Source organism: Winogradskyella sp. 266wxhm (genome assembly GCF_058964685.1).
The window spans coordinates 3,643,833-3,668,673 of sequence record NZ_CM179559.1 but is presented as its reverse complement, the minus strand read 5'-3'; the positions used below and the strand labels follow the sequence as shown (position 1 = coordinate 3,668,673).

Genomic DNA, 24,841 nt, shown 5'->3' with positions numbered 1-24,841 from the left:
CTAACCTAACATCTTTACCAACAACTCTTTAAGCAAGTCGCCTTGAGGTACTGCGTTAGCACCTACTCCTTTCCCTTTAACATCAAATTCTCGTAATAAACCAATGATGTAACTCACTTGTTTCATAGGGTAATTTCGTGCCGCAGTGATGTATTCATTTACAAAATACGGATTCACTTTTAAAGCTGAAGCAACGTTTCTTGGATTCTTATCAGACATACCATGAAGATGCAACAACTGAGAAAAAAAGTTATACAGCAACGCTATGGTAACGACCATTGGGTTGTCCTTTGGGTTTTCAGCAAAATACTTAGCAATTCTATGAGCTTTCAAAACGTCTTTCTCACCAACCGCTTTTCTTAGCTCAAAATTATTAAAGTCTTTACTAATTCCTATGTTTTCCTCAATATGCTCTGGTGTAATATGTGTGCCTTCAGGTAATACAATTTTAAGCTTATTAAGTTCATTATTAACCTTACTTAAATCTGTACCCAAAAATTCAACAAGCATTTGAGCCGCTTTGGGAGAAATATCATAACCTTGACCTTTTAGAACTCGTCTAATCCAATCCGGAACTTGGTTTTCATAAAGCTTTTTACTTTCATAAACGACATTACCACTTTTGTTTAGCGCTTTATATAAGGCTTTACGCTTATCTAATTTCTTGTATTTATAATTTAGAACCAAAACAGTAGTTGGTTGTGGATTTTCGGCATATTGAACCAGTTTTTCAATAGTTCTACTGAGATCCTGAGCCTCCTTAACAATAACCACTTGTCGCTCAGCCATCATAGGATAACGCTTGGCATTACTGACAATATCATCTATGCTAACATCTCTTCCATAAAGCACCATTTGATTAAAGCCTTTTTCAGATTCATCCAGAACATTACCTTCAATAAAATCCGAAATCTTATCAATATAATAGGGCTCCTCACCCATTAAAAAATAAATAGGTTTAAGGTCACCCTTTTTTATTGCTGATACTAATGCTTTTACGTCGTCCAATTGTGGTGTAATTTCTAAATAAAATAAACTATGATGGAATTTGGGATTCTAAAATTGGGTTTTGTTTTATTCTATACTAAATTTGAAAAAAATAGCGAAAACACATTGCAAAATCTCAACTTTCCAAAGTTTGATTATCGACTCAAAAGTACAGAAAATAAAGTTTCTATTTTTGATGTTATCCGTAAAAAGTTCATTGTTCTTCAACCTGAAGAATGGGTACGCCAACATTGTGTCCATTATTTGATTAACCATAAAAAATATCCACAATCACTCATCAATGTTGAAAAAGAACTTATTATCAACGGGTTGAAAAAACGTTATGATATTGTCATTTTCAATTCAGATGGTAGCATTCACCTTATTGTAGAATGCAAAGCACCTTCAATCAACATTAATCAACTTACGTTTGACCAAATTGCACGTTACAATTTAGTTTTAGATGCTACATATTTGATGGTGACTAACGGAATTAATCATTATTATTGTGAAATGGATATGAAAGCTGAAGCATATTCGTTTTTGAGAGATATACCAGATTACAAACAGAATTAAATGTTAGACACCAAAGACATTGCTGTAGTTATCCTTAACTGGAATGGCAAAGATTTATTGAAGCAGTTTTTGCCTTCAATTATTGAGCATTCCGAAAATGCTACAATATATGTTGCCGATAACGCTTCTACAGACAATTCTGTAAGCTTTGTTTCTGAACATTTCCCAACAGTAAAAATTATTCAGAACATAGATAATGGTGGTTATGCTAAAGGTTACAATGACGCCCTAAAAAAGATTCAAGAATCTCTTTTTTGTTTAGTGAATAGCGATATTGAAGTCACAAAAGACTGGCTAAAACCTGTTTTGAAAGAATTTAATGATCATCCATCGACAGCAATTATTCAACCTAAGATTTTAGATTATAAAGACAAATCGAAAGTTGAATATGCTGGTGCAGCGGGTGGATTTATAGATAGATATGGCTATCCCTATTGTAGAGGACGCATTTTTAATACTGTTGAAGAAGACAAAGGACAGTACAACGATATCATTGATATTTTCTGGGCTTCTGGTGCTTGTTTTTTTATTCGCAATGCTGTTTTTAATAATCTTAACGGCTTTGATGAAAGCTATTTTGCTCACATGGAAGAAATTGATTTATGCTGGCGCGCTTTCAATCAAAATCACCAAATTAAATATGTTGGCCACTCAACGGTTTACCATGTTGGTGGAGCCACTTTAAAAACTAATAATCCAAAGAAAACCTATCTTAATTTTAGAAATAGTCTATTTACTTTAGTTAAGAATGCCGATGGTAATGTTTTCGGAAAAGCATTCGTTAGAATGTTATTAGATGGTATTGCTGGATTGATGTTTTTAGTACAACTAAAACCCAATCATTTTTTAGCCATTTTAAAAGCACATGGCGCTTTTTATTTGAATTTAAATACGGTTTTAAGCCAACGCAAAAAGACTTCAAAACGTGCTGGTTATTACAGAATAACTTCCGTTGTATGGAGTTACTTTATCAAGGGAAAGAAAACATTTTGATTGTTTACAAAACTGTTAAAATTTTTGTTAATCCTTGTACAAGCCTGTCTTCTTTTCTCTAATTTTGAAATGTTAAAATTAACAATTTAAACTAAAACGAAACTTATGAAGAAAATAGTTTTATTAAGTGTTTGTTCTTTAGTGTTGCTAGCATCTTGTGTTTCTAAGAAAGAGCATGCTGCACTTCAGGCAAAATATCAAGAAACTGAAGATTTATTGAATAGTGCCACAGTAAAATTAAACAAATGTCTTTCTGACGCTGCTGCTGCTAATGCAAGAGTTGAAACCATGAAAGATCAGTTAGCTGATTTACGTAAGGCCAATCAAGATTTAATTGATACCAAAGGTAACTTAACTACTCTAACACAAAAAGGTGCTGAAAACCTTGAAAAATCATTAGAAAGCTTAAAAGAAAAAGATTTAAAAATATCTAGACTTCAAGATGCTTTAACTAAAAAGGATAGTGTTACGCTTGCTGTTGTAACAAGTCTTAAGAAAGCAGTTGGTATCAACGATCCAGATATTGAAATTAATGTAGAAAAAGGTGTTGTTTTTATCTCTATCGCTGACAAATTATTGTTCAAAAGTGGACAATACACTGTAACTGATAGAGCAAAAGAAATTTTAGCTAAAGTTGCTAAGGTTATCAATAGCAAACCAGATTTTGAAGCTATGGTAGAGTCTCATACAGACAATGTACCATATAACAAACCACCATTAGTTGATAACTGGGATTTAAGTGTAAAACGTGCAACTTCTGTTGTAAGGGTTTTAGAAAGCTTAGAAGTAAATCCTCAACAATTAATTGCTGCTGGTCGTAGTTACTATGTACCTTTAGTAGAAAATGATACTGCTGAAAACAGAGCGAAAAACAGACGTACTCGTATTGTTGTTATGCCTAAGATTGATCAGTTCTACGAAATGGTAGAGAAAGAAATGAAAAACTTAGCTGAAGGAAACTAATCCTTAGTTAAGATTAAAATACAGAAAAACCCAATGCAAAGCATTGGGTTTTTTGTTTTTTAAAATTTTAAAAAATAAAATAAGTCTACCCAATAACAGCATCAATCGTTTTATCTCGTTGGATTTTACCATTAACTGTTTCAGAGAATTTATCTACGAAATAGATTTTCTTAGGTATTTCATATCTAGTAATACCTTTAAGATACTTTATACGGTTTTCAAAGCTTTCAACGGAATCTCTAGGGTTTTCAATAATTAGAATTAGCTTTTCTCCAAGTGCTTCGTCTTCTTCACCAGCAATTATGAAGCGTTCATCTATAATTGCTTGTAGCTTGTCCTCTATTTGCTCTGGAAACAACTTTACTCCTGCAGAATTAACCACATTATCATAACGGCCAAGTAGCTTAAAAGTGGTATCGGATTTTAAATCGACAATATCATTAGTGACTAGAGTTTCTTTCACAAGCTTAGCCGCTTTGATTGTGAGACATTTTCGTTCATCTTGTCCAAAAACAACATTTGGTAACGCTGTAAACAAAGACTGTCCTTTATGACCTTTAGAAGGTAATTGACGCACCGCAACATGAGTTACGGTCTCTGTCATACCATAAGTCTCATAGAATTTAGACGTCTTGGTTTTTATCTTCTCTAACAACGGTTTTGTAACTTTAGAACCTCCTACAATGATGGTGTCAATATTGCTTGTATAATTAATGGTATGCTTTAGTTGAAGCGGAATCATAGCACAGAAATCATAGTGCTTTTCATAATCAAAAATAGGATGTGCACTTGGCTCAACACAATCAATATCTAATCCTAAAATCATAGCACGAACCAACATCATTTTTCCTGCAATATAATGACTCGGTAAACAGTCTATTGCCGTATCTCCTGGTTCTAAACCAAAGAAATCACCTGTGGCAATAGCAGAGTTAACCATGGCTTGTTTCTTTAACTTAATAGCTTTTGGTTGCCCTGTAGAACCTGAGGTATTCACATAAATAAAGTCTTCTTTATTCAGCCAATCCATTAAAAAATTTCCAGTTGCCTTTTCATAAGGTGCACCTTCTTTAATTAAGCTGTAGGCAACTTCTTTTAAGTCTTCAAAATCAAAGTGAAGACCGTTAAACTTAAAGCGGTTATGGATTTTGTCGTACTGAGGTGTCATCTATTCTATGATTTTATAATCTTCTTTTGGTGGTTCTTCTACTTTTCCAAATAATTTTTCTTTCCAGTTTTTCCAACCATAAACTTTAGAAAGAATGAATAAAATTATTGGGAATACTATAAATACTGGCATAAAAACATCAGCAAAACCAGCACTTGTAGGATCTGACATATCTTTTAAAACTGAATGTGTTTGAAAGGCTGTCCAATCCGCAGTAACCAATAAAGCTGTAAACAAGTTGTTAGCCGCATGGAATCCTAAAGCCAATTCCAAGCCTTCATCCATTAAAGTCATAATTCCTAAAAACAGCCCTGTCCCTATGTAATAAACCATAATCACATAGCCTAATTTCTCAACTTCTGGATTAGCTATATGTAAAAGCCCAAAAACAACAGAAGTAAGTAAGAGTGGAAACCATCTATTTTTAGTTGCTATACCCAAACCTTGCATCAAATAACCTCTAAACAAATATTCTTCACAACTGGTTTGCAATGGCACTAAAGCTATGGCAATAACACATAATATTAAGAATTTATTGAGGTCAAAATTCAATACATAGTTTTCTGGTGACATAAAATAATCTAACAACACCAATCCTGAAGAAAAAATACCCCAAGCAAAGAAGATGACCCAAAAGCGTTTCCAATCTATTTTTGGTCTAGTAGTCGTTAACTGTGTTATCGACATTTTGTGTAAAAATTTGTTGACTACAAGAATACCCACAAGTCCAAAAGCAAAAGACAATAGCATTAAAGCCAAATTGAGGTTAGACTCTAAAACTCCCATTAAAGCAGCTTCATCTAATTCAAAAAGATTCATACCTTGTTGTTGTGCCTTAAAAATTGCAGCTACAGTAAATGGTATTTGTCCTGCCACTATAAATGCTATAATAATAACAACTCCGACTATGTATCTCCAGCCTTCATGTAAGCCTTTGTAGGCTTGTTGTATATAATTCAACTTCATAAATTAAATTTCCAAAAGTGTTTTGTATCGTACTGCAAAGTACCATTTTTTACAGTTAATGGGGAAGAAAAATTATTAGTAAATAAACTTCCTGTTCCTAGACCTTGTGGCATGTTATTTTTTAGACTGTATGTCCACTGAGAAATAGCATTGAGCCCAACATTACTTTCAAGCGCACTCGTAATCCACCATTTTATATTTAAGCTTTCGGCGATATCAATCCATTCCTGACTACCTCGAAATCCACCAACTAAACTTGGTTTTAAAATAATGTATTGTGGTTTTATAGTTTGAAGCAATTCTTGCTTTTCTTCTTTATGAAAAACACCAATTAACTCTTCATCTAAAGCTATTGGCAAAGGTGTCACTTCACAAAGTTTAACCATTACCTCAAACTGCTTAGGTTTTATTGGTTGCTCTATGGAATGCAATTGATATTCTGACAATTGACTCAGTTTTTCTAAAGCTTCACTTGAACTAAAAGCTCCATTAGCATCAACCCGTAATTCTATATCTGAAACTGAAAATTCCTCCCGTATAGACTTCAAAATATCTAATTCAGTTTGAAAATCTATGGCTCCAATTTTCATTTTTATACAATCAAAACCAGCTTCAATTTTCTCCTTAATTTGTGTCTTCATAAACGCTTCATCTCCCATCCAAACCAATCCGTTAATCGGAATATTATCAAAACCTTTTGTGAATGCAGAAGGAAATAACAAAAAGGGACCTTCACTTTCTAAAGATTTAAAAGCTGTTTCTATACCAAATTGAATACTTGGAAATTCTTTTAACTCAGATAAAAGACTATCTAATCCAAGATCAATATTGTTACATGTCCATTTTAGTTTGTCTTCATAATCTGGTCGGTCGTCAACGGACAAACCTCTTAGAATACCACACTCACCTACACCAATTTTATCTCCTGAATTGAGTTTTATAAACCAAGTTTCTTTAGTAGTCATAACGCCACGAGACGTTCCGCTTGGTCTTTTAAAATTTAATACATATCGTTGATAAGTCGCCTTCATAATCTCTTTCAAAAATACTTAAATAATTTTGTATTTTAGGAGTCAAACAACAATCAAAATGCCCGATTTTCCGAACATAATTTTGTACGCCATTCCGTTTTTTATTTTGGCGATGTTGCTAGAGTTATATGTAACTACAAAAGAGCATATTAATACTTACGAAACTAAGGACGCTTTTTCTTCTATTGCTATGGGTTTGGGCAATGTTATTTTGGGTTTTGCAAGTAAGGCATTGGTGTTATTAGCTTTGTTTTGGATCTATGATAACTTCAGATTGTTTACTATTCCGATAGTATGGTGGTCGTTTGTATTACTGTTCTTTGCCGATGATTTTTCCTATTATTGGTTTCATCGTGTGTCGCATGAATGTCGTTTGTTTTGGGCATCTCATGTAGTGCATCATTCTTCTGAGCGCTACAATCTTAGTACTGCATTACGACAAACTTGGTCTGGCGGTTTTTACACCTTTATCTTTTGGCTATGGTTACCGCTTTTAGGTTTTCATCCTGCAATGATTTTGTTACAAATGTCCATAAGCCTATTGTATCAATTCTGGATTCATACTGAAGCTATCAATAAAATGCCACGTTGGTTTGAAGCTGTATTTAACACACCGTCGCACCATCGTGTACATCATGGCAGTAATCCGATTTATTTAGACCGTAATCATGCCGGAATACTGATCATTTGGGATAAACTCTTCGGCACATTTCAGCCTGAATTAGATGATGAAAAAGTAATGTATGGTTTAGTGACGAATATTAAGACATACAACCCAGTAAAGATTGCCTTTATTGAATGGTGGAACATGCTAAAAGATACTTTTACAGGAAAGAAATCTCTTAAAGATCGTTTTCAATATTTGATTAAACCACCTGGCTGGAAACATGATGGTACTGGTAAATTGAGTAATGATCTACGTGAAGAATGGTTAAACTCTAAAAAACAACTATGACCTTTGAAAATAAAGTCGTCTGGATTACTGGTGCTTCGAGTGGCATTGGGAAAGCCTTAGTATTGGAATTGTCGAAACAAAACTGCAAACTCATCATATCGTCTCGAAGAGAAACAGTTTTAAACACCGTTAAAAACGAATGCCAACAACCTGAAAACATCAAAGTCCTCCCTTTAGATTTAGCTGATTATAAAACGATGCCTGCAACTGTAGAAAAAGCTATTTCGTTGTTTGGAAACGTTGATATTCTTATCAACAATGGTGGCATTAGTCAACGTTCTTTAATCATAGATACTGATATAGAAGTGGATAAAAAACTTATGGATATTGATTATTTGGGAACAGTTGCTTTGTCTAAAGCCTTACTTCCTCATTTTATTTCCAAACAATCAGGACATTTTGTTACCGTTACAAGTTTAATGGGGAAATTCAGCTCACCATACCGTTCAGCTTATTGCGGAGCCAAACATGCCTTACATGGCTTTTTTGATGCTCTTAGATTAGAACACGACAAGGATAACATAAAAGTCACCATGATCTGTCCAGGTTTTGTGAACACTAACGTTGCGCGCAATGCTTTAATTGGTGATGGCTCAACTCAAAACGAACAAGATTCCGCAACCGAAAACGGCTTAGAAGTAGAAGTATTTGCCAAACGTATGCTAAAAGCCATTAAAAAGGAAAAGTTTGAAGCTTACATTGGCAAAGGCGAAACTAAAGGCGTCTACTTGAAACGCCTTTTTCCTAAGTTATTACACAAGGTTGTTTTGAGAAGTCAAGTACGGTAAGTTTACTCTAACAATTAATTTTAGTTGATATTTTCAATTAAATCGAGAACATTTAAAGTTCCTTTTGTAACTGAATTTTCAAGATAACTTTTATTAAAATCTAATCCAAACTTCGATAAAACCTCATTACGAATCACCTCATTGATCGGGTTTCTCAAATCCCTCTGTAATAAATAATTTTCTCCAGAAGAAAAACCAAATTTATCCTTACTATTTATTAAACGGTCAATTTCCAAAGCACTATAGCTAGATCTGAAACCTATTCCATAATTACCATATGGATTTCTCATAAATCTTGAAGGGTTATTTTCAGGTAAATTGTCGTTTATGCCAGACATATATTTACTAAACTTACTAACTGAGAGTTCTTCATGAATTAAGCCCCATTGCAAAAATACATTTGGAGTCTGGTCAATTCTTCTTCCATAGGAAATTGGAAAATCCAATTCTTTTATTTCTAAAGGCAAATTACCTATAATTTCATACTCACCATAAAACAATACATTGTCTACTATATACTCTGAAGGAAATGCTTTTAATTCCCTCAACTCCTCAATATTTACAGATTTGTTTTCTGACTTAAAAGCATAAACTTTAATTAACACCGCTGGGCCCATTAATAACTGCAATCCATGATTTTCGGCTATCAATTTTTTCTTTCTTATTTTGTTAATATCTAGTAAAACACGTCCAAAACCATACTCCGTTCTGTTTATTTTAAATGCAAAAAAGTCTCCAGCTTTGTATTTTACATTTTTTCTTTTGTCCTCTCTGAATATTTTTATTGATGACAAATGATTTAAAGGTGATTTCTCTATAAAATCAGTTATCATTTCTTCTAAAGAAAATAATTCACCATTTGATAGACTACATTCCCAATCTCGTGAATAAAACATCTTTTGAGAAGTATAATTGCCAATCATTAAACTTCCATTAGATCTAACTTTTAAATAAATACCTATCGCTTTTCTCGAATATAATGTAGATAGTGTTAACCTTTTAGACTTTCCTTTTTTTGTTTTAGGCAATAGAAAATCCTTATTATCAGTATCCTCATCATATTGATATTCTAAATATTCATTTTCATTAGAAATAATTAGTTTCTTGATGGTATCACCTTCAAAATATAATATACTATCAGTTTCTTTTGGTAGTTCTTTTCTTACCCAAGTGTCTTTTATAGATTCTAGACCAAAATATAGCCTTTGGTCATTTGTTAATTCAAACATATATACTTAACACTCAACTCTTACAACTCTACACTCTCACCAATTTCCAACAACATCAAATCTTTATCCTTTTCAAAGAATTTACGTTTGGCTTCTTCATGATCTATTTCTATATATCCAAAAGTGTCAAAATGATAGCCTAATACTTTATCGCATTCTACAAAATTGCTTGCTAAGATTGCATCTTCAACTCCCATAGTAAAGTTATCTCCAATTGGTAAAATAGCTAAATCTAGTTTTGTCCGTAATGGAATCAATTTCATATCCATAGTTAATGCAGTATCTCCTGCTATGTATATATTTTTGTGTTCGCCTTCAATTATAAAACCACCTGGTTGTCCTCCGTATTTTCCATCAGGAAAAGATGAAGTATGAATGGCGTTAACATATCTTACATTACCAAATTCAAAGTCCCATGAACCTCCATGATTCATCGGGTGACCTTCAAAACCTAAATTTTGATAATGAGTAACAATCTCATGATTAGAAACTATGATTGCTCCTGTTCGTTTGGCTATGGCTTCAACATCAAGAGTATGGTCCTGGTGAGCGTGTGTTAATAGAATATAATCGGCTTTTAATTTCTCTATGTCTATTGCTGAAGCTTTTTCATTACCTGTAATAAAAGGATCAACTAAAATATGGATATCTTTAATCTGTATGCCCAATGTGGCATGACCGTAAAATGTGATTTTCATTTCAATATTAATTTTTAAGAAATAGTTTCCCTAAAATTAATACAAAATATAACCAATACCTAACAGTAACGCGAATAGAAAAGCAGATAATGACAATACTTTTAACTGACTATCAAAATCATCTGGAAGTTTAGCTTTTTTAATGTTTTTCACATGAAAAACTAAAGGCACAAAAGCAATGAGGTATAAGTAATTATAAGGCTCTACATAATATAACACTGAGAAAACAACTGCTAACAGCATAGCGCCACCAATTAAAAAATAATGGTATTGTTTAGCTCGTTTTAAGCCTAGTTTTACTGCTAAGGTGATTTTACCTGCATTAATATCAGACTCAATGTCTCTCATATTATTAAGGTTGAGTACACCAACACTTAAAAGTCCTAATGAAATGGCCGGAAGTATAGTGACATGATCTACAGCATGTATATACAATACATAACTACCAATAGTACTTACCAAGCCAAAAAAGATAAAAACAAAAACGTCACCTAAAGCTCTATAACCATATGGCGAATCGCCCATGGTATAATTAAGCGCTGCATAAACAGAAACTCCACCCAAAAACACAAAAATCAATAAGAAGAGTAAATTAGCTGGTCCAAAAGCTGCTAAAATGAGTGATATAGTTAAAATAATAACTACAATTATATTGAACTTTATAGCATCAAACATTTCATCTGGAGTAATGACACCACTTTGAATGGCTCTTTGAGGGCCAACACGCTCATCATTATCAGTGCCTTTTACTCCATCACCATAGTCATTAGCTAAATTAGAAAGAATCTGTAAGCTTACTGTTGTGAGAATAGCCAATAGAAAAACCAACCAATCAAATTTTCCATTATAATAAGCAAAACAGCTTCCTAAAATTATACCTGAAACAGATAACGGTAACGTTCTTAAGCGCATGGCTGAGAGCCACGGTTTAATTTTTTTCATCTATGCCACTCTAATTTATGGAATCCACTTTTTAGGGAAGTTAGGTTTTCTTTTTTCAAGGAAAGCATCACGCCCTTCTTTGGCTTCATCTGTCATGTAAGCGAGTCTTGTTGCTTCACCTGCAAACACTTGCTGACCTACCATACCATCGTCTGTTAAATTCATAGCAAACTTTAGCATTTTTATAGAAGTTGGTGATTTTGCTAATATTTCTTGAGCCCATTCATAAGCCGTTTGCTCCAAATCAGCATGAGGAATAACCGCATTTACCATTCCCATTTCGTATGCTTCTTGCGCTGAATAATTTCTACCTAAAAAGAAAATTTCACGTGCTTTTTTCTGACCAACCATTTTTGCTAGATAAGCAGAACCATAACCACCATCAAAACTGGTGACATCGGCATCGGTTTGTTTAAATATAGCATGTTCTTTACTTGCTAAGGTTAAATCACAAACCACATGCAGACTATGTCCGCCACCAACAGCCCAACCTGGCACTACTGCAATGACAGCTTTTGGCATAAAACGAATTAATCGTTGTACTTCTAGAATATTTAAGCGATGATAACCATCATCACCAACATAACCTTGATGACCTCTGGCTTTTTGGTCGCCTCCAGAACAGAAACTCCAAATACCATCTTTAGTTGATGGTCCTTCTGCACTTAGTAATACAACACCTATATTAACGTCCTCATTAGCATCATAAAACGCATCGTAAAGCTCTGATGTTGTCTTTGGTCTGAAGGCATTTCTAACATTTGGTCTATTGAAAGCAATTCTTGCAACTCCGTTGCATTTAGAATATGTTATATCTTCATATGATTTGGCAACTTTCCAATCTATATGGCTCATTTTTGATATTATTTTGGGTGCAAAAATACGGAATTAATAATAATGAACTATACCAAATTATTGTTTTGATTTTTTATTGAAGCCTAATATATTTACCACGTATTTTTTTTATGAAAACCTATATCCCGACCCTGACCGAAAAAAAAGAATACAAAGTCCTAACAGTAAGCCTTGGAGACTTGTATTTTTTTGAAAATTATTTAGTAACAGAATTCAATGAAGGTGAAAATGTAACCTTTGAGAATTTTAAAGAAGTTTCCGAAGCAATCAATGCATATTACGGAAATATACCTATAGGTGTTATTGCGAATCGTGTCAACTCTTATTCAATAGATTTATCTGATTCAAAACTTCTCAACAACAGTGTCAACAATGTCAAAGCCTATGCTGTTATAGTGCACAAACCTATGTCTAGACAAATTTTTGAGATTGAAAATCATTTTTTCGATGCCAATGGGAATTCATCTAACCGAAAGTCTTTTAGTAATATAAAAGATGCTATTGAATGGGTTGAAGGTTGCTTATCTGATTTTACAGATTAAATTCTATTTATTAAGTCTAATTCCGTTTTCTTCAATAGTTATCAAACGGTCTTTGTATAAAGAGCCTATAGCCTTTTTAAAGGTTTTTTTACTCATTTGAAGCATGTCTTTGATTTCTTCAGGACTCGATTTATCGTGAATAGGCAAAAAGCCACTATTGTCTTCTAGCTCTTTTAAAATAAGCTCTGCATTTGGCTCAATGTTTCTATAACCTATTTGGCTAAGTGAAATATCTAGCTTATTATCATGTCTTACTTTCTTTACGATACCTTTTAAACGGTCGCCAACACTAATATCCTTATAAATATCATCATTAAACACCAAACCTAAGTGCTTTTTGTTTACAATGACATTCATCCCTATTTCTGAAGGATGGGAAACGATTAATTCCACCTCATCAAACTGAGAAACGGTTAATTCTTTATTATCTAAAAAACGATTTGTTTTACTTGAAGCTACTAAACGTTCGGTTTCTTCATCTAAGTAACAATATACCAAATACCATCCGCCTGACTTCATTTTAAAAGCTTGTTCTTTAAATGGGCAAAACAATTCTTTTACTAAACCCCAATCTAAAAAGGCGCCAAATTTAGTCACTTGATTACACCTCAACATAGCAAAGTCGCCTTTTTTAATGTAAGGTTGATCTGTTGTTGCAACAGGTCGCTCTTCATTATCTAAATAAACGAAAACTTCAATTTTATCACCAATATCAAATACTTCAGGAACATATCTATTCGGTAATAGAACTTCATTATCTTCACCATCACCTAGAAATAATCCTGGTTCTGTATCTCTTAAAATTTCGAGTGTATTGTATTCGCCTAAATGTATCATGCTGCAAAGATATTCATATTAAAACAAGAAAAAGCGCTATAACTACTAATAATTATAACGCCTTATAAATTCTTCAAAATCGATTCTTAGTAAACCGATTCTTTTTTGAAATGCTTTGTTAAAAGATAATAAACAACCGCTCTGTACTTGTTTCTGTTGGACATTCCATAAGTTTCCATAACTGAAGCGATAGCTCCATCTAAATCGTCACTTTCTGATAAGCCTAATTTCTTAATCAAAAAGTTATTTTTTACCGTTGCAAGCTCCTTTTCATCAGAACCTGAAACTGTAGAAGAATCAGCATTATAAATAGAAGGTCCTAAACCAACTGTTACTTTTGTTAGTAAATCCATATCTGGATTAACTCCGCATTTGTCTTTTAAGTCAGCTGCATACTTAACGATTAGGTCGTCTCTTTTACTCATGTTATTTAAGTTTTTAGATTATATAAATTGTTCTTTAAAGGTACGTATTTTTTAGACACACTAAAAGTACCTAAGTCACTATTTACAAAGACTTAATCTTACAACTATTTTATGAATTTAAAATAGTCTAACAATACTTCATCATTTACTTGAGAAGGTGTAAAAACCTCTAACAACTTTGGTCGTTTGGCATTATCGTAAAAAGAGTTTAAAGCCTTATCTAATGAGGCCTCCGTGTCTGCCATTACATAATTAAAACCATACATTTCGCAAAGCAGTTTTGCCGTTAAATTGTGTTTGGTTTCAAAAAATTGGTCAAAGTTTTCTGTATTCTTATGACCTGGCAAAATTCTAAAAATACCACCTCCTTTATTATTGATAACAATAACTCTGAAATTCTTTGGAATGTAGTTATTCCATAACGCGTTACTATCGTAAAAAAAGCTTAAATCACCAGTGATAAAGGTGGTTCGTTCTTTTGAAACTACAGAAGCACCAACTGCTGTGCTTGTACTTCCATCAATACCGCTCGTTCCTCGGTTACAGAATACGCTGATATCTTTTCTTAGCTGAAATAATTGTGTGTATCTAATTGTAGAACTATTACTGACTTGAAGCTGACTTTGTTTTGGTAAGCTTTTTAGAATTGTACTATATACTGAAAAGTCTGAATAAGGAATCGTTTTTAAATATGATTCATGCAGTTTTCTTCTTTTTTGTCTTACTTCTAACCACTTGGACTTGTAAGTACTTTTGGTATGATGTGTTACCTGCGGCAAAAATTCACTAAAGAATGTGTTTGGAGAAAGTTTAATATGTTTTTCCAAACAGAAAAAAGTATCATTTGCATGATGCAAACCAACATGCCAATGATGCTCAGGTTTGTATTGTCTTAAAAAAGCCTTTATTTTCTTTGAGACAATGAGTCCACCAAACGTCAATAAAATATCTGGCTGTAATTCCTTAAATTCTTCCTCACCCAATGGCGCAATAATCTTATCTATACCTGGGAAAAAATCTTGATGATGAAAATTCGAAATGGTTTCTGTAAATACCAAAATACTATCATCATCTGCTATTTCCAAAATCCATTGTTGTTCTACAGCATTAGGTTCTAGAGCGCCGACTAAAATCATTTTGCGCTTGGCATCATGCCAAATATCCAGTAAACTTTTGATTTCAAAATTATCGACTTTCTCTACTCTAGTCTGAATTTTATAAGGTTCAAGCTCAATGGTGAGTTCATCAACCATTTCATACAAGGGTTCGTCGAATGGAATGTTAATATGAACTGGTCCTGATCTCAAAGTCGCTATAGATAAAGCATTATGTGTTTCAGTCTCATTATTTTCCTGTATGTCTTTCTGAAAACCTAAAAGACGCTCTAGTCTACTTTCAATATTCTTAAAAATAGGAATATCGTCTTCAGCAGGTAAGCGTTGTTCATCTTTTAGATCCAATTTTAGATTCGTACTATATAACACATGCTCACCATAAACATTCTTTTGCATAATGGTTTGTCCATCACCAATACCTATTAAATGCTTTGGCCTATCTGCTGATAAAACCACTAATGGAATATTACTGTAATAAGCTTCGGCAATTGCAGGATAATAATTAAGCAAAGCACTACCAGAAGTACAAACTACTGCTACAGGTGTTTTTAATTGTTGTGCCATACCAAGCGCAAAAAAGGCTGCGCAACGTTCATCTACAATACTATATGAGTTAAAAAACTCATCATGAGTAAAACCGATGGTTAAAGGTGCATTTCTACTTCCTGGAGAAATTACAATGTGTTTTATATTGTGTGCCTTACATAAGGCTACAACGGTCTGTGATAAGGGAATTTTAGAGTGTTTCATCAAAAAACAAAGATAAGAAAATCTCTATGGACTTAACCTAAAACATTACCTATTGTTTTGGTTTTATTTACCGTCTCCTCCCACTCTTTTTCAGGGTCGGAATCTTTGGTAATACCACCTCCAATATAAATCAAAGCGGTTTCATTTTTCAATTGCATGCAACGTAGGTTTACATAAAAATTAGAATGTGTTTTCACTACAGCGTAAGCATTGTTTTCAACGTTTCTCCTATTTGTATTTCGGGTTCTACTTTGCTTAAGATTCAATTCTCCTAAAAAACCAGTGTAATACTCACGGTTATAGTTTTCGTGTTGTAAAATAAACTCCTTGGCTTTTTGCTTTGGAAAACCGCAAACTGCTGGTGTTGGATGCAAGGCTTCAATAACAGGATATAAATTTTCGGCCGATTCAATCACACAAGTAATTCTCGATTTTAGGTGCAGTAAACTTCCTGCTCTAATAGTTTCAACTTCTGAAATATTGACTTTATCCGTAAATGGTTCTATTTGCTGTTTTATATAATCGGTAACGATTTGCTGTTCTTCAATCTCCTTATCTTTCCATGTGACATTGGTCGTTCTACCATATGGTTGCGTACCAGCCAGAGCAATGGTTGTTAATTGTTTTCCTTCTACTTTTAAAAGTAATTCTGGTGTTGCGCCAAGCCAAAGACCAACTTTGGGATGGTACCAACAATACACCATAGCATTCCTGTACTTGTTATACAGCCTTTTAAAAATCACAAAAGGATTCTCATCAGCTAAAGCTTTTTCTTCAACACGAGATAATACCACTTTCTTCAAGTCTCCTTGCTGAATAGTTTCTACACCTTTTTGCACTAAAGTTTCGTGCACTTCCTTTCCTGTAGCTTCTACTGTGTTTTCATCTAATAAATCATCCGACGTTAAGGTTACTATGTCAAGCTCTGACATGTTACAGTCGTCTTGCGGAAATAGAATACTATCTTCAGATAAATCAAAAGGTGCAAACACAAACCCACTTTCGCTAAAGTCCTTTGTTTTATGCAGTGCATCATCTTTTTGTAACCACGATTTAACAACAGAGTTTACAGGTCTTCGATATACTACAAATGGTAATTTTTGGGCATATTGCTGCTCTAAAGCTTCAAAAAATGAATCTTCAGTCATGCTTATTTCTTTTTTGGAAGTGAAATTGTAGACAAACGACAAATAGAAATCACATTATTCGCTTCGTCCGTCACTTTAATATCTAGAAGTTGCGTGGTTCTACCTTTATGCAGAAAAGTTGCCTTCGCATAAACAAAACCTTCTCTAATACTCTTTAGGTGATTAGCGGTAATCTCTAATCCTCTAACAAACAAATTTTCGGTATCTATAAATATATGAGATGCAAAACTACCAACACTTTCAGCTAAGGCTGCTGTGGCTCCTCCGTGCAAAACACCGTCTGGTTGATGTACTTTTGGTGTTACTGGCATTCTGGCTACCAAAAAATCATCACCAAAATCTACCATCTCTATCTCTAGAGTTTCCATCAGTGTATTTTTACTCGCTGCATTGGCTCTTGCTAAGAAATCTTCTTTAGACATTTGCATTATAAAGCTTATTTTTATTGTCGATTACAAAAATACTGAAACTACCAAGAATAATGAATTTGCAAGAGAAAGAAATCACCTATACCACAAGCAACTCCTACTCTACGTTAAACGTGCTTACCAAACAAACTAAAAATGTGTGGTTTGTGTGTCATGGTATGGGCTATCTAAGTCGCTATTTTTTGAAGTATTTTAAAGCATTAGACCCAAACGATAATTATATCATTGCGCCACAAGCACCGAGTAAGTACTATATGCAACCCAAAATGCATGTTGGAGCCAATTGGCTGACTAAAGTAGATACCGAAGCAGGAATGCAAAACATACTCAATTATTTTGATAGTGTGTTTGAAGCTGAAAACATTCCAGAGCACGTTAATCTTATCGTTTTTGGTTATTCGCAAGGTGTGAGTGTAGCTATGCGTTATTTAGCTAAACGACAGTTACAATGTGCGCAATTGGTGTTACATTCTGGTGGAATTCCGAAAGAATTAACCGCTAAAGATTTTGAATATCTCTCTGAAAGCACCAACGTAAAACTGATTTATGGTACCGAAGATGAGTATTTGGATGAAGCACGTATAAAAGAAGAAACAGAAAGAGCTCACAAACTCTTTGGGAATAACATCACTATTTTACCTTTTGAAGGTAAGCATGTGGTTAATGTGGATTATATAAATGACTTGGTATAATAAGTATCGTCACTTCGAGTGATTTGTGTCATTACGAGGAATGAGGTACGAATGACGTGGTAATCTCATAATTAAAGCTTACATTGAAAAGATTGCCACAGCTGACGAAAAAAGTCAGCTTCGCAATGACAAAACAAAATTATGACTATTCCAAACCTAGAAAACAACCGTGTAAAACTAAGTTTACTAGACTTAAGCAATTACACACATTTAGAATCCATCGCGCAGCAGAAGGATTTAATTTATTATTCTCCATCCGATATTTCTACTCCTGAAGCATTGAAGGCTTACGTGCAAACTGCGGTTGATGGCTATTATCACAAAAACACTATTCCTTTTATTGTCTTTGATAAAATTTCTAAAAATTATGCAGGCTCAACACGTTATGGACTGATCAGTTGGAAAGACAAAGTGTTGCATATTGGTTGGACTTGGATTGGGTACGAATTTCAAGGTATAGGACTCAATACCAACATGAAATTCCTGATGCTTCAATATGCCTTTGAAACGCTGGAATTTGAAAAAGTAGAGTTTAGGATTGATGACCGAAATCAGAAATCTAGAAAAGCGGTTGAGAAACTTGGTGCTACTTTAGAAGGTGTTTTACGAAGTGATAAGCTTATGAAGGATGGCTACAGACGTAACACGTGCTGTTATGGTATTTTGAAAGCTGAATGGCCAGAGGTCAAAGAAAAGTTGCTTGCTGTTATTGGATAATAGTAACGTCACTTCGAGTGATTTGCGAGGAACGAGCAAATTGTATCGAGAAGTTTATTTAATACTTGTTCTCGATACAAATTTTATTCCTTTCACTCACAAAATTCACTCGAACTGACGAAACTAAAATAAGTTGTCAATCTGAACTTGTTTCAGATTCTGAAATAAATTCAGAATGACAACTATTACTAACTTGTTCTCTGCAAGTTTTTGTTTTTCTCTTTTAAAACTGATAATTGCTTTTCTAAAAAAGTAATGGCATCTTCAGTTTTGTAGCTTGCTTTAGACGCAAAATCTTTTAAATCTTCTTTAAACTTATCCTTGCCAGACTTAGCGGCTTTAGATAAATCGTCTTTTACCTCCGTAAAGTCCTCTACAAACTGATCTTTTATAGTCTTACCTTCTTTTTTTAGTTTTTCTCTGGTAACACTGCCTTTATCTGGTGCTAACAATACACCTGCAGCAGCACCTAAAATAACACCTAATGCTAAAGCTCCTTTATGAATCATAACGTTCCCTTTTTAATAGTTAAACTTCTGTTTACTTATTAGTAGTAAAATGCTGTGAATTGTTACAAATGGATTGTTTGTCAGGTCTTTGAAAATATAATTTTCAGTTTTAAACTTACAGTAAGACTTTATAGGTTATTAATATTATTGCGCTAAACCGATTTGTTTCATGAAGTCTTGATTGTCATAAAACAAATATTCCTCTGTCATTTTACCACCTTCCCAATGTGCAATGGTAGCCATTCTTAATTTGAATTTTTTACCTGTAGGCGGAATGGTTTTACCTTCTCCAATAGGCATTGGCTCTGTAAAGGTGCCTTGTAACTCACCAATAACAGCTGTCCAATCTTTATTTCCGAATTTTACCGGATGCTTTTCTATACGTGTATCTGGCGCAAATACAAACATTGGTTTTAAATCATTAATGTGTGCAGGATAAAGGCCTTCTGTAATACTTCCATCTGCATTGTACACAACAATATCATCTGTATGACTATGACTAAACTTATCCCATTTTTGGTTAGTGTAGAAATCGTAGTCTAAAGAATCAAACGCTACCAAACGTTGTTGTGTTACAGTTTCTGCTTCTTTATAAGTTTTTAGCTCAGTTTCTAATTCATTGATTTTAGCCTGTAAATCTGATAGATTACTGTCTGAACAACTTGAAAAAAGTCCTATTAAGACAATTAACATAAGGCCAATTCTAACTGTTTTTTTAAAATTTACTTTCATCACTTTTAAGTTAATTTGTTATAGAATGTTTTTATACTACAAAGGTGATGAGAATGGTAGCTATCTTGTTTACACTTTTAGGAAGTAATATATTAGTTTTAGGAAATTAAAACGGCTGTTAACTACTTATGAAAAGTAGTGTGTAATTCTAATGCGAGTTTGAGACTTTGTTAGTTTTTTTTGAATATTGCGCTTATCGGTTTGTATATGGAAAGTTGCGGTTTTGTGTCCGAGGATTTTCCGTAGGAAAATCAGAGTGAGCAAAACAAGCAACTACCATTATTTAAGCCAAACACCAGCAATTTTTTATATATGATGTTGGCTGTAGTTTTTATTTCAGTTTTTCATATTCTGCTATCGGAAAGTCGTGTTCAATCCATTTTTCCCGATAATTATCTGGTCCAAGTTCAGTCATTATTCCATTCAGTACGTTTCTGACTTGATTTATATATTTTGGGACTGTTGTTTCTCCTTTAAATACAGATTTAAAATTATTTTCGTCAATCAGATTCCAACTCCACCAGTCTTTATACCACCTTAATTCATAATCAATTTTATTTTCGTCCTTACGATTCAAAATTAGCACGTGTTCTCCTGGTTCTTCCATAAACACAACAGATTTAAAATCCTTTTCACGAATTTCAATTGCCGATTCAGCAAGTTCTTTTAAGGAATCGTTTAGATAGGAAACAGCAAATTTCTTCCGTTTTTTTCCATTGCCAATTTTTCCATTTGCCCATCCACTTCCCACTATTTTATACTCAATCTCAATCATTTTTCAAATTACAGCCAACGTTAAGATATAGTTCCGTTTTAATGAACTATATCGATTGATAAGCGAAGTTAGCTTTTTCCTAGCACAGTTTCAATACGTAACTTTACGTAGTTTTAAACATTTTTTCAACTTAAAATCCTTAATTATAAAGTATTATAATTAGGTAAAGTATTGAAGTATGGATGATGTCTTTGCTATTTCAAACACTCAAAACATTCCAACAAATGTTTAGCCACTTCTTCTTTGTCTGTGCCTTTGAGTTGTTCTGAGAGTTTGCCTCTATCGTCTATTATAATTTTAAAAGCTTTGGCATACTCAACTAAATCGTCTCTACGCTCCTTCATTTTGTTAATAATAGCATCTCCATCCAAATCTGAGATTTGTTTTGGCCAAACATTTAAAGCCTTGTTAAGTACATCGTCAGTTAAAGTGTTTTGTAAATATTTTGCTTCAGCTATGAAGTCGGCTTCTGGTGTGTTTAATAAAAAGTATTGGTCAAAAGGATACACCAAACCTTCCATATAGTCTATATCTTCACGGAACGGTCGTAATTCTTCAACCACATTTTTATGAGACAAAACGGATGGAATTAAACCTTCTGTATTAAAAAAAGCATTATCTCTATCACTCGCAATGGCAACTGCTGAATACGTACTATCCTTTTTTTGTACAGCCCAACCCCATTGTTTGGTATGACGATCCCAGTCACCAATAATCAAATCAAACAAACGATGTCTTATCAGGTTGTTTTTATCGATTTTTAAACGGTCTTTCAGTTCTAGCTTTAATTCTTGTAAATCTTCGGTGTCTATAATATGCGTAACGTTATTTAGGTGTGTCCAGTTTTTATCGCTTTTGGTTTCACATTCAAAATAAAATAGTCGGTTGCCATATTCGGCATTAAATTCTCCTAAAACCTCTTGTTTGGGCACAAAAATTAATTGTGGTTTGGTATGCAACAGCTCTACTTTATCGGAAAGTTCTGCCACCAAAAGTGCTGCATAGGGATGTTGCGCAGAAATACCATCTTCAATAAGGTTTTCTAACCCTAAGGTTTTAACGAATTCTGGTACTAAAGCCTGAGGATCTTTATTAACACTTCTAATGGTGTAAGAGACACTATCTTTTACTCCCAAGAGTTCCAAAGAATGGGTCTGCTTACCTCCACCCTTTTCAACGACTTGCATTCCACCTTTCAAAGTATCTAAAAACACGATTGGTACTTTAATTTTTGTAGACCAAACATCTCTATACTGCTCACCTTGAAACAATTCTTTAATGGCATTGGCATCGTAAAACTTGCTTGGTACAATTTCCACCGAATCGTAGTTTTTAAAATCAACCGTTTTAGTATCTACATTATACACTACTGATTTTGAAAAAACGTCTTCTGTATTTCGGGTAGACCAGTATAACAACCCGAAAAAAATAATAATTATAAGTGCAATTCCTATTAAAATTCGTTTCAGCATAATGAGGTGTAATTCTTCAGCTTAAAATTAGAAATTATCTAACAGGAAAATTGACTTAAAAGATTGTAATCATTGCTGCATTCATATTTCTTAAGGTCATTTAATCGTAAAAACTACAATCATAGACGATTATACTAGGAATGCGCTTTAAGATTTTTATACTTTAAACCCAACCAATCCTAACTAACATGAAATTATTTTTGACTTTTTTTGCCATTATTTGGTTTAGTTTTAGCCATGCACAACTCACTCTTGGTGATGATGGTTTGCACTTTATAACTGGTGCTGCAATTTCTAGCGGAACTTACGCGATTGTATATTCTAAAACTAAGAATAAGAAAAAGGCGTTTTGGTATAGCCTTGCGCTTTCATCATTGGCAGGATTATCTAAAGAAATCTATGATGGCTACATCATTAGCGGTAAATTTGACACAGGTGAATTTGTATCTACTGTCGCTGGTGGCTTAACAGCGAGTTACACGTTTAATATCTTTACGGGAAAGAATAAACGTAAAAAGGAAACGATTACTGAAGAAGAGGACTTAATTGTCTTAAGTAATTAAGCGCTTAATAATCTCTTTGGTTGGTAGAATGGCTTTAGTATGTTCAATACTTGGCCCAGCAACCCAAACGGTTTTGTAAGTGGCTTTTTTAGCCGCTTTTTCGGTCGCTTTCATACCTATTGAAAACCGAATCATTTTTACCCACTTTTTCAGTTTCTTGTTTTTATTCAAGATACTTTCTATCCAAGTGGATTTTGTTCCTATTTTTTGAACATAAGGAGTATTGATGACTGTACATGGAGTTCCTGAAATGCGTTCGGTCATTACAATATCATTAGCTCCGTAATCTACACAAGCCTGTTTGTATTCATCAGTAACACTCGCCTCTTCTGAGGCTATAAAAGGACTACCAACCGATACACCAACTGCTCCATAACTTAGCATTTTATCAATGTCAGATTTTTGTCCTACTCCACCTGCTGAGATTACAGGAATTTTTAAGTTTTCAACAAGTGTAGCAATTAAATCTTGTGGAGATAAGTTACCTCGGTGACCACCTGCTTGATTATTAACAGCTACAACAGCATCAGCATCTAAACTTTCAACTTTTTGTGCATATTGTAAATTCGTGATGTCACAAAATACTTTTATGCCAACGGCATGTGCTTCTCTAATGGTTTCCTCTGGGTTTCCTAATGAAGTCAAAATGAAATCACAACCTTCTTCACAAATCACTCTCAACTGATCTTTGGCTTTAGGATTCGATTTATTCACGATTAAATTGAAACCAAAAGCACCACCTTCTACCTTGTTAGCTTTCAGTTCTTTAATTGCAGTTCTTAATTCTTCTAAAGTTCTATAATTTAAAGCAGGAATACAGCCAGCAATACCACACTTCATAGCTTCAGTAACCATAGCTACATTAGATACCAAGAACATTGGTGCTTGGATAATTGGGTGTTTTATATTTAGTAATTCGGTAAGTTTAGTACTCATGTGATTACAATTATTAGTGTTTTATTTAGATTGTAAATATACTTATTTTTATTATGCGTGCATAATATTTTATGTTAACAGCAATAAAAAGTCCTTAACAACGTTAAGGACTAATATAATCATTTATAGAATGTAAAATTACTCTGCGTTACCGTACATGTTAGATTCACCACCATCTATAGCAATAGTTTGCCCACTAATATAACCATTTTCTTCACTGATTAGGAAAGCCACTAATTTACCCACATCTTGAGGGTCACCTAGTGCTCTTGTTGGGTTACGTTTTGCGTATTCTGCTTCAGCAGCTTTAGGGTCATCTGGATTCACTTGTTTGAAAGCTTCGGCTACCATAGGTGTTAATATAGCACCAGGTGCAATAGCATTAGTTAAAATTCCATCTTTACCATATTCAACAGCAGCTTGTTTAGACATACCAGATACAGCATGTTTACTTGCCACATATGGAGTTTGATTTAGTACACCTCTAATACCACCTACAGAAGCAACATTAACTATACGTCCATAGTTTTGCTTTTGCATTACCGGAATAACATATTTAAGACCATAATACACTCCCATAAGGTTGATGTCAATTACTTTTTTAAATACATTAATGTCGTATGTGGTTAATGGAGCTTGTCTTCCTTCAATACCTGCATTATTGTAAAGTCCATCGATTCTACCAAATTTCTCTACAGCTTTATCAATATAATTTTTAACCTGTTCTTCGTTAGAAACATCAGCAATTACTGAAATAATTTCTATATCAGGAAATTCATCTTTTAACTCATTTACAGATTTTTGCAAGGCTTCTTCATTGAAATCTACTAAAACTAAATTTCCGCCTTTTTTGGCAATTTCTTTGGCAGCTGCAAAACCTAATCCCATCGCAGCTCCTGTGATAATTATAACTTTATTTTTCATGATAATTTTGTGTTTTTTATATACTATAAAGTTACGAATACCGCTCGTTAGGGAATAATTATTACTATTAAAACAAAGCTAAAATTAAGAACAACTTTAACCTTATCTTGGGAATAAATTTAACT

Annotated in this window: 28 protein-coding genes; 9 read left to right on the top strand and 19 right to left on the bottom strand. The window is 33.6% G+C overall.

Annotation, left to right across the window (positions count from 1 at the left end; all coding sequences use genetic code 11):
* Positions 1-1,008: a DNA polymerase III subunit delta gene (gene holA, locus AC2H4K_RS16605; protein ID WP_281139414.1), complete on the bottom strand. Its 1,008-nt coding sequence runs from the start codon at positions 1,006-1,008 to the stop codon at positions 1-3.
* Positions 1,009-1,038: 30 nt separating this feature from the next.
* On the opposite strand from holA, the gene AC2H4K_RS16600 reads away from it, so the two are divergent.
* From AC2H4K_RS16600 to AC2H4K_RS16590, 3 genes are all read left to right on the top strand, one after another.
* Complete coding sequence (locus tag AC2H4K_RS16600; protein ID WP_281139415.1) at positions 1,039-1,563, top strand: type I restriction enzyme HsdR N-terminal domain-containing protein; 525 nt, start codon at positions 1,039-1,041, stop codon at positions 1,561-1,563.
* Entirely contained in the window at positions 1,564-2,556 is a 993-nt protein-coding gene (locus AC2H4K_RS16595) for a glycosyltransferase family 2 protein (RefSeq protein ID WP_281139416.1), read from the top strand.
* A gap of 105 nt (positions 2,557-2,661) precedes the next feature.
* Positions 2,662-3,519 (top strand): OmpA/MotB family protein, encoded by an 858-nt coding sequence (locus tag AC2H4K_RS16590; protein WP_281139417.1) that lies wholly within the window; start codon positions 2,662-2,664, stop codon positions 3,517-3,519.
* Positions 3,520-3,604: 85 nt separating this feature from the next.
* Here AC2H4K_RS16590 and AC2H4K_RS16585 read toward each other — a convergent pair whose 3' ends face one another.
* Genes AC2H4K_RS16585 through AC2H4K_RS16575 form a run of 3 tightly spaced genes read right to left on the bottom strand, consistent with a single transcriptional unit; the run spans position 3,605 to position 6,684 of the window.
* Entirely contained in the window at positions 3,605-4,687 is a 1,083-nt protein-coding gene (locus AC2H4K_RS16585) for an AMP-binding protein (RefSeq protein WP_281139418.1), read from the bottom strand.
* A complete protein-coding gene (locus tag AC2H4K_RS16580; protein ID WP_281139419.1) occupies positions 4,688-5,653 on the bottom strand; it encodes a CPBP family intramembrane glutamic endopeptidase in 966 nt (321 codons plus the stop codon). It abuts the gene before it with no gap.
* Positions 5,650-6,684 carry an o-succinylbenzoate synthase gene (locus AC2H4K_RS16575; protein ID WP_281139420.1) on the bottom strand — a complete coding sequence of 345 codons (1,035 nt, stop codon included), beginning with the start codon at positions 6,682-6,684 and terminating at the stop codon, positions 5,650-5,652. The genes AC2H4K_RS16580 and AC2H4K_RS16575 overlap by 4 nt, the downstream gene beginning before the upstream one ends.
* Before the next feature lie 58 nt (positions 6,685-6,742).
* Between AC2H4K_RS16575 and AC2H4K_RS16570 the strand changes: the two genes are divergently transcribed.
* Positions 6,743-7,639 carry a sterol desaturase family protein gene (locus AC2H4K_RS16570; RefSeq protein ID WP_281139421.1) on the top strand — a complete coding sequence of 299 codons (897 nt, stop codon included), beginning with the start codon at positions 6,743-6,745 and terminating at the stop codon, positions 7,637-7,639.
* A complete protein-coding gene (locus AC2H4K_RS16565) occupies positions 7,636-8,427 on the top strand; it encodes an SDR family oxidoreductase (RefSeq protein ID WP_281139422.1) in 792 nt (263 codons plus the stop codon). The genes AC2H4K_RS16570 and AC2H4K_RS16565 overlap by 4 nt, the downstream gene beginning before the upstream one ends.
* Positions 8,428-8,447: 20 nt before the next feature.
* Here AC2H4K_RS16565 and AC2H4K_RS16560 read toward each other — a convergent pair whose 3' ends face one another.
* From AC2H4K_RS16560 to AC2H4K_RS16545, 4 genes are read right to left on the bottom strand one after another with little or no spacing between them, the layout of a single operon-like run.
* A complete protein-coding gene (locus AC2H4K_RS16560) occupies positions 8,448-9,656 on the bottom strand; it encodes an immunity 26/phosphotriesterase HocA family protein (protein WP_281139423.1) in 1,209 nt (402 codons plus the stop codon).
* Positions 9,657-9,676: 20 nt separating this feature from the next.
* Entirely contained in the window at positions 9,677-10,354 is a 678-nt protein-coding gene (locus AC2H4K_RS16555; protein WP_281139424.1) for a metal-dependent hydrolase, read from the bottom strand.
* 36 nt (positions 10,355-10,390) lie between these two features.
* Positions 10,391-11,296 carry a 1,4-dihydroxy-2-naphthoate octaprenyltransferase gene (gene menA, locus AC2H4K_RS16550; protein WP_281139425.1) on the bottom strand — a complete coding sequence of 302 codons (906 nt, stop codon included), beginning with the start codon at positions 11,294-11,296 and terminating at the stop codon, positions 10,391-10,393.
* Between the two features lie 15 nt (positions 11,297-11,311).
* Positions 11,312-12,151, bottom strand: coding sequence for a 1,4-dihydroxy-2-naphthoyl-CoA synthase (locus tag AC2H4K_RS16545; protein ID WP_281139426.1), 840 nt, complete (start codon positions 12,149-12,151; stop codon positions 11,312-11,314).
* A gap of 110 nt (positions 12,152-12,261) precedes the next feature.
* Here AC2H4K_RS16545 and AC2H4K_RS16540 point away from each other — a divergent pair, with 110 nt between their 5' ends.
* A complete protein-coding gene (locus tag AC2H4K_RS16540) occupies positions 12,262-12,693 on the top strand; it encodes a hypothetical protein (protein WP_493742636.1) in 432 nt (143 codons plus the stop codon).
* Between the two features lie 3 nt (positions 12,694-12,696).
* Here AC2H4K_RS16540 and AC2H4K_RS16535 read toward each other — a convergent pair whose 3' ends face one another.
* From AC2H4K_RS16535 to AC2H4K_RS16515, 5 genes are all read right to left on the bottom strand, one after another.
* Positions 12,697-13,530, bottom strand: coding sequence for a CvfB family protein (locus AC2H4K_RS16535; RefSeq protein WP_281139428.1), 834 nt, complete (start codon positions 13,528-13,530; stop codon positions 12,697-12,699).
* A gap of 86 nt (positions 13,531-13,616) precedes the next feature.
* Entirely contained in the window at positions 13,617-13,955 is a 339-nt protein-coding gene (locus AC2H4K_RS16530) for a DUF2853 family protein (RefSeq protein WP_281139429.1), read from the bottom strand.
* A 104-nt stretch (positions 13,956-14,059) separates the two neighbouring features.
* A complete protein-coding gene (menD, locus tag AC2H4K_RS16525; RefSeq protein WP_493742635.1) occupies positions 14,060-15,820 on the bottom strand; it encodes a 2-succinyl-5-enolpyruvyl-6-hydroxy-3-cyclohexene-1-carboxylate synthase in 1,761 nt (586 codons plus the stop codon).
* 32 nt (positions 15,821-15,852) lie between these two features.
* Positions 15,853-16,968, bottom strand: a complete 1,116-nt coding sequence (locus AC2H4K_RS16520) for a chorismate-binding protein (protein ID WP_281139431.1) — start codon at positions 16,966-16,968, stop codon at positions 15,853-15,855.
* Between the two features lie 2 nt (positions 16,969-16,970).
* A complete protein-coding gene (locus tag AC2H4K_RS16515; RefSeq protein ID WP_493742634.1) occupies positions 16,971-17,396 on the bottom strand; it encodes a PaaI family thioesterase in 426 nt (141 codons plus the stop codon).
* Positions 17,397-17,449: 53 nt separating this feature from the next.
* On the opposite strand from AC2H4K_RS16515, the gene AC2H4K_RS16510 reads away from it, so the two are divergent.
* Both AC2H4K_RS16510 and AC2H4K_RS16505 read left to right on the top strand, forming a co-directional pair.
* A complete protein-coding gene (locus AC2H4K_RS16510; RefSeq protein ID WP_281139433.1) occupies positions 17,450-18,088 on the top strand; it encodes an alpha/beta hydrolase in 639 nt (212 codons plus the stop codon).
* 141 nt (positions 18,089-18,229) lie between these two features.
* A complete protein-coding gene (locus AC2H4K_RS16505; protein ID WP_281139434.1) occupies positions 18,230-18,805 on the top strand; it encodes a GNAT family N-acetyltransferase in 576 nt (191 codons plus the stop codon).
* Positions 18,806-18,993: 188 nt separating this feature from the next.
* Here the strand turns inward: AC2H4K_RS16505 and AC2H4K_RS16500 are convergent, their stop codons facing one another.
* The 4 genes from AC2H4K_RS16500 to AC2H4K_RS16485 form a co-directional block, all read right to left on the bottom strand.
* The gene (locus AC2H4K_RS16500) at positions 18,994-19,314 is read right to left on the bottom strand and encodes a YtxH domain-containing protein (RefSeq protein WP_493742633.1); all 321 of its coding nucleotides are present in this window, start codon (positions 19,312-19,314) and stop codon (positions 18,994-18,996) included.
* Positions 19,315-19,458: 144 nt separating this feature from the next.
* The gene (locus tag AC2H4K_RS16495) at positions 19,459-20,046 is read right to left on the bottom strand and encodes an ester cyclase (protein ID WP_493742632.1); all 588 of its coding nucleotides are present in this window, start codon (positions 20,044-20,046) and stop codon (positions 19,459-19,461) included.
* A 331-nt stretch (positions 20,047-20,377) separates the two neighbouring features.
* A complete protein-coding gene (locus tag AC2H4K_RS16490) occupies positions 20,378-20,821 on the bottom strand; it encodes a hypothetical protein (protein WP_493742631.1) in 444 nt (147 codons plus the stop codon).
* A gap of 194 nt (positions 20,822-21,015) precedes the next feature.
* On the bottom strand, positions 21,016-22,293 hold the full coding sequence (locus AC2H4K_RS16485; RefSeq protein WP_281139438.1) for a hypothetical protein: 1,278 nt from the start codon (positions 22,291-22,293) through the stop codon (positions 21,016-21,018).
* Between the two features lie 188 nt (positions 22,294-22,481).
* Here AC2H4K_RS16485 and AC2H4K_RS16480 point away from each other — a divergent pair, with 188 nt between their 5' ends.
* Complete coding sequence (locus tag AC2H4K_RS16480) at positions 22,482-22,856, top strand: hypothetical protein (protein WP_281139439.1); 375 nt, start codon at positions 22,482-22,484, stop codon at positions 22,854-22,856.
* Here AC2H4K_RS16480 and AC2H4K_RS16475 read toward each other — a convergent pair.
* Entirely contained in the window at positions 22,845-23,792 is a 948-nt protein-coding gene (locus AC2H4K_RS16475; protein ID WP_493742630.1) for an NAD(P)H-dependent flavin oxidoreductase, read from the bottom strand. The two genes, AC2H4K_RS16480 and AC2H4K_RS16475, sit on opposite strands and share 12 nt — an antisense overlap.
* 138 nt (positions 23,793-23,930) lie before the next feature.
* Entirely contained in the window at positions 23,931-24,716 is a 786-nt protein-coding gene (locus AC2H4K_RS16470; RefSeq protein WP_493742629.1) for a glucose 1-dehydrogenase, read from the bottom strand.
* Positions 24,717-24,841: the final 125 nt, after the last annotated feature.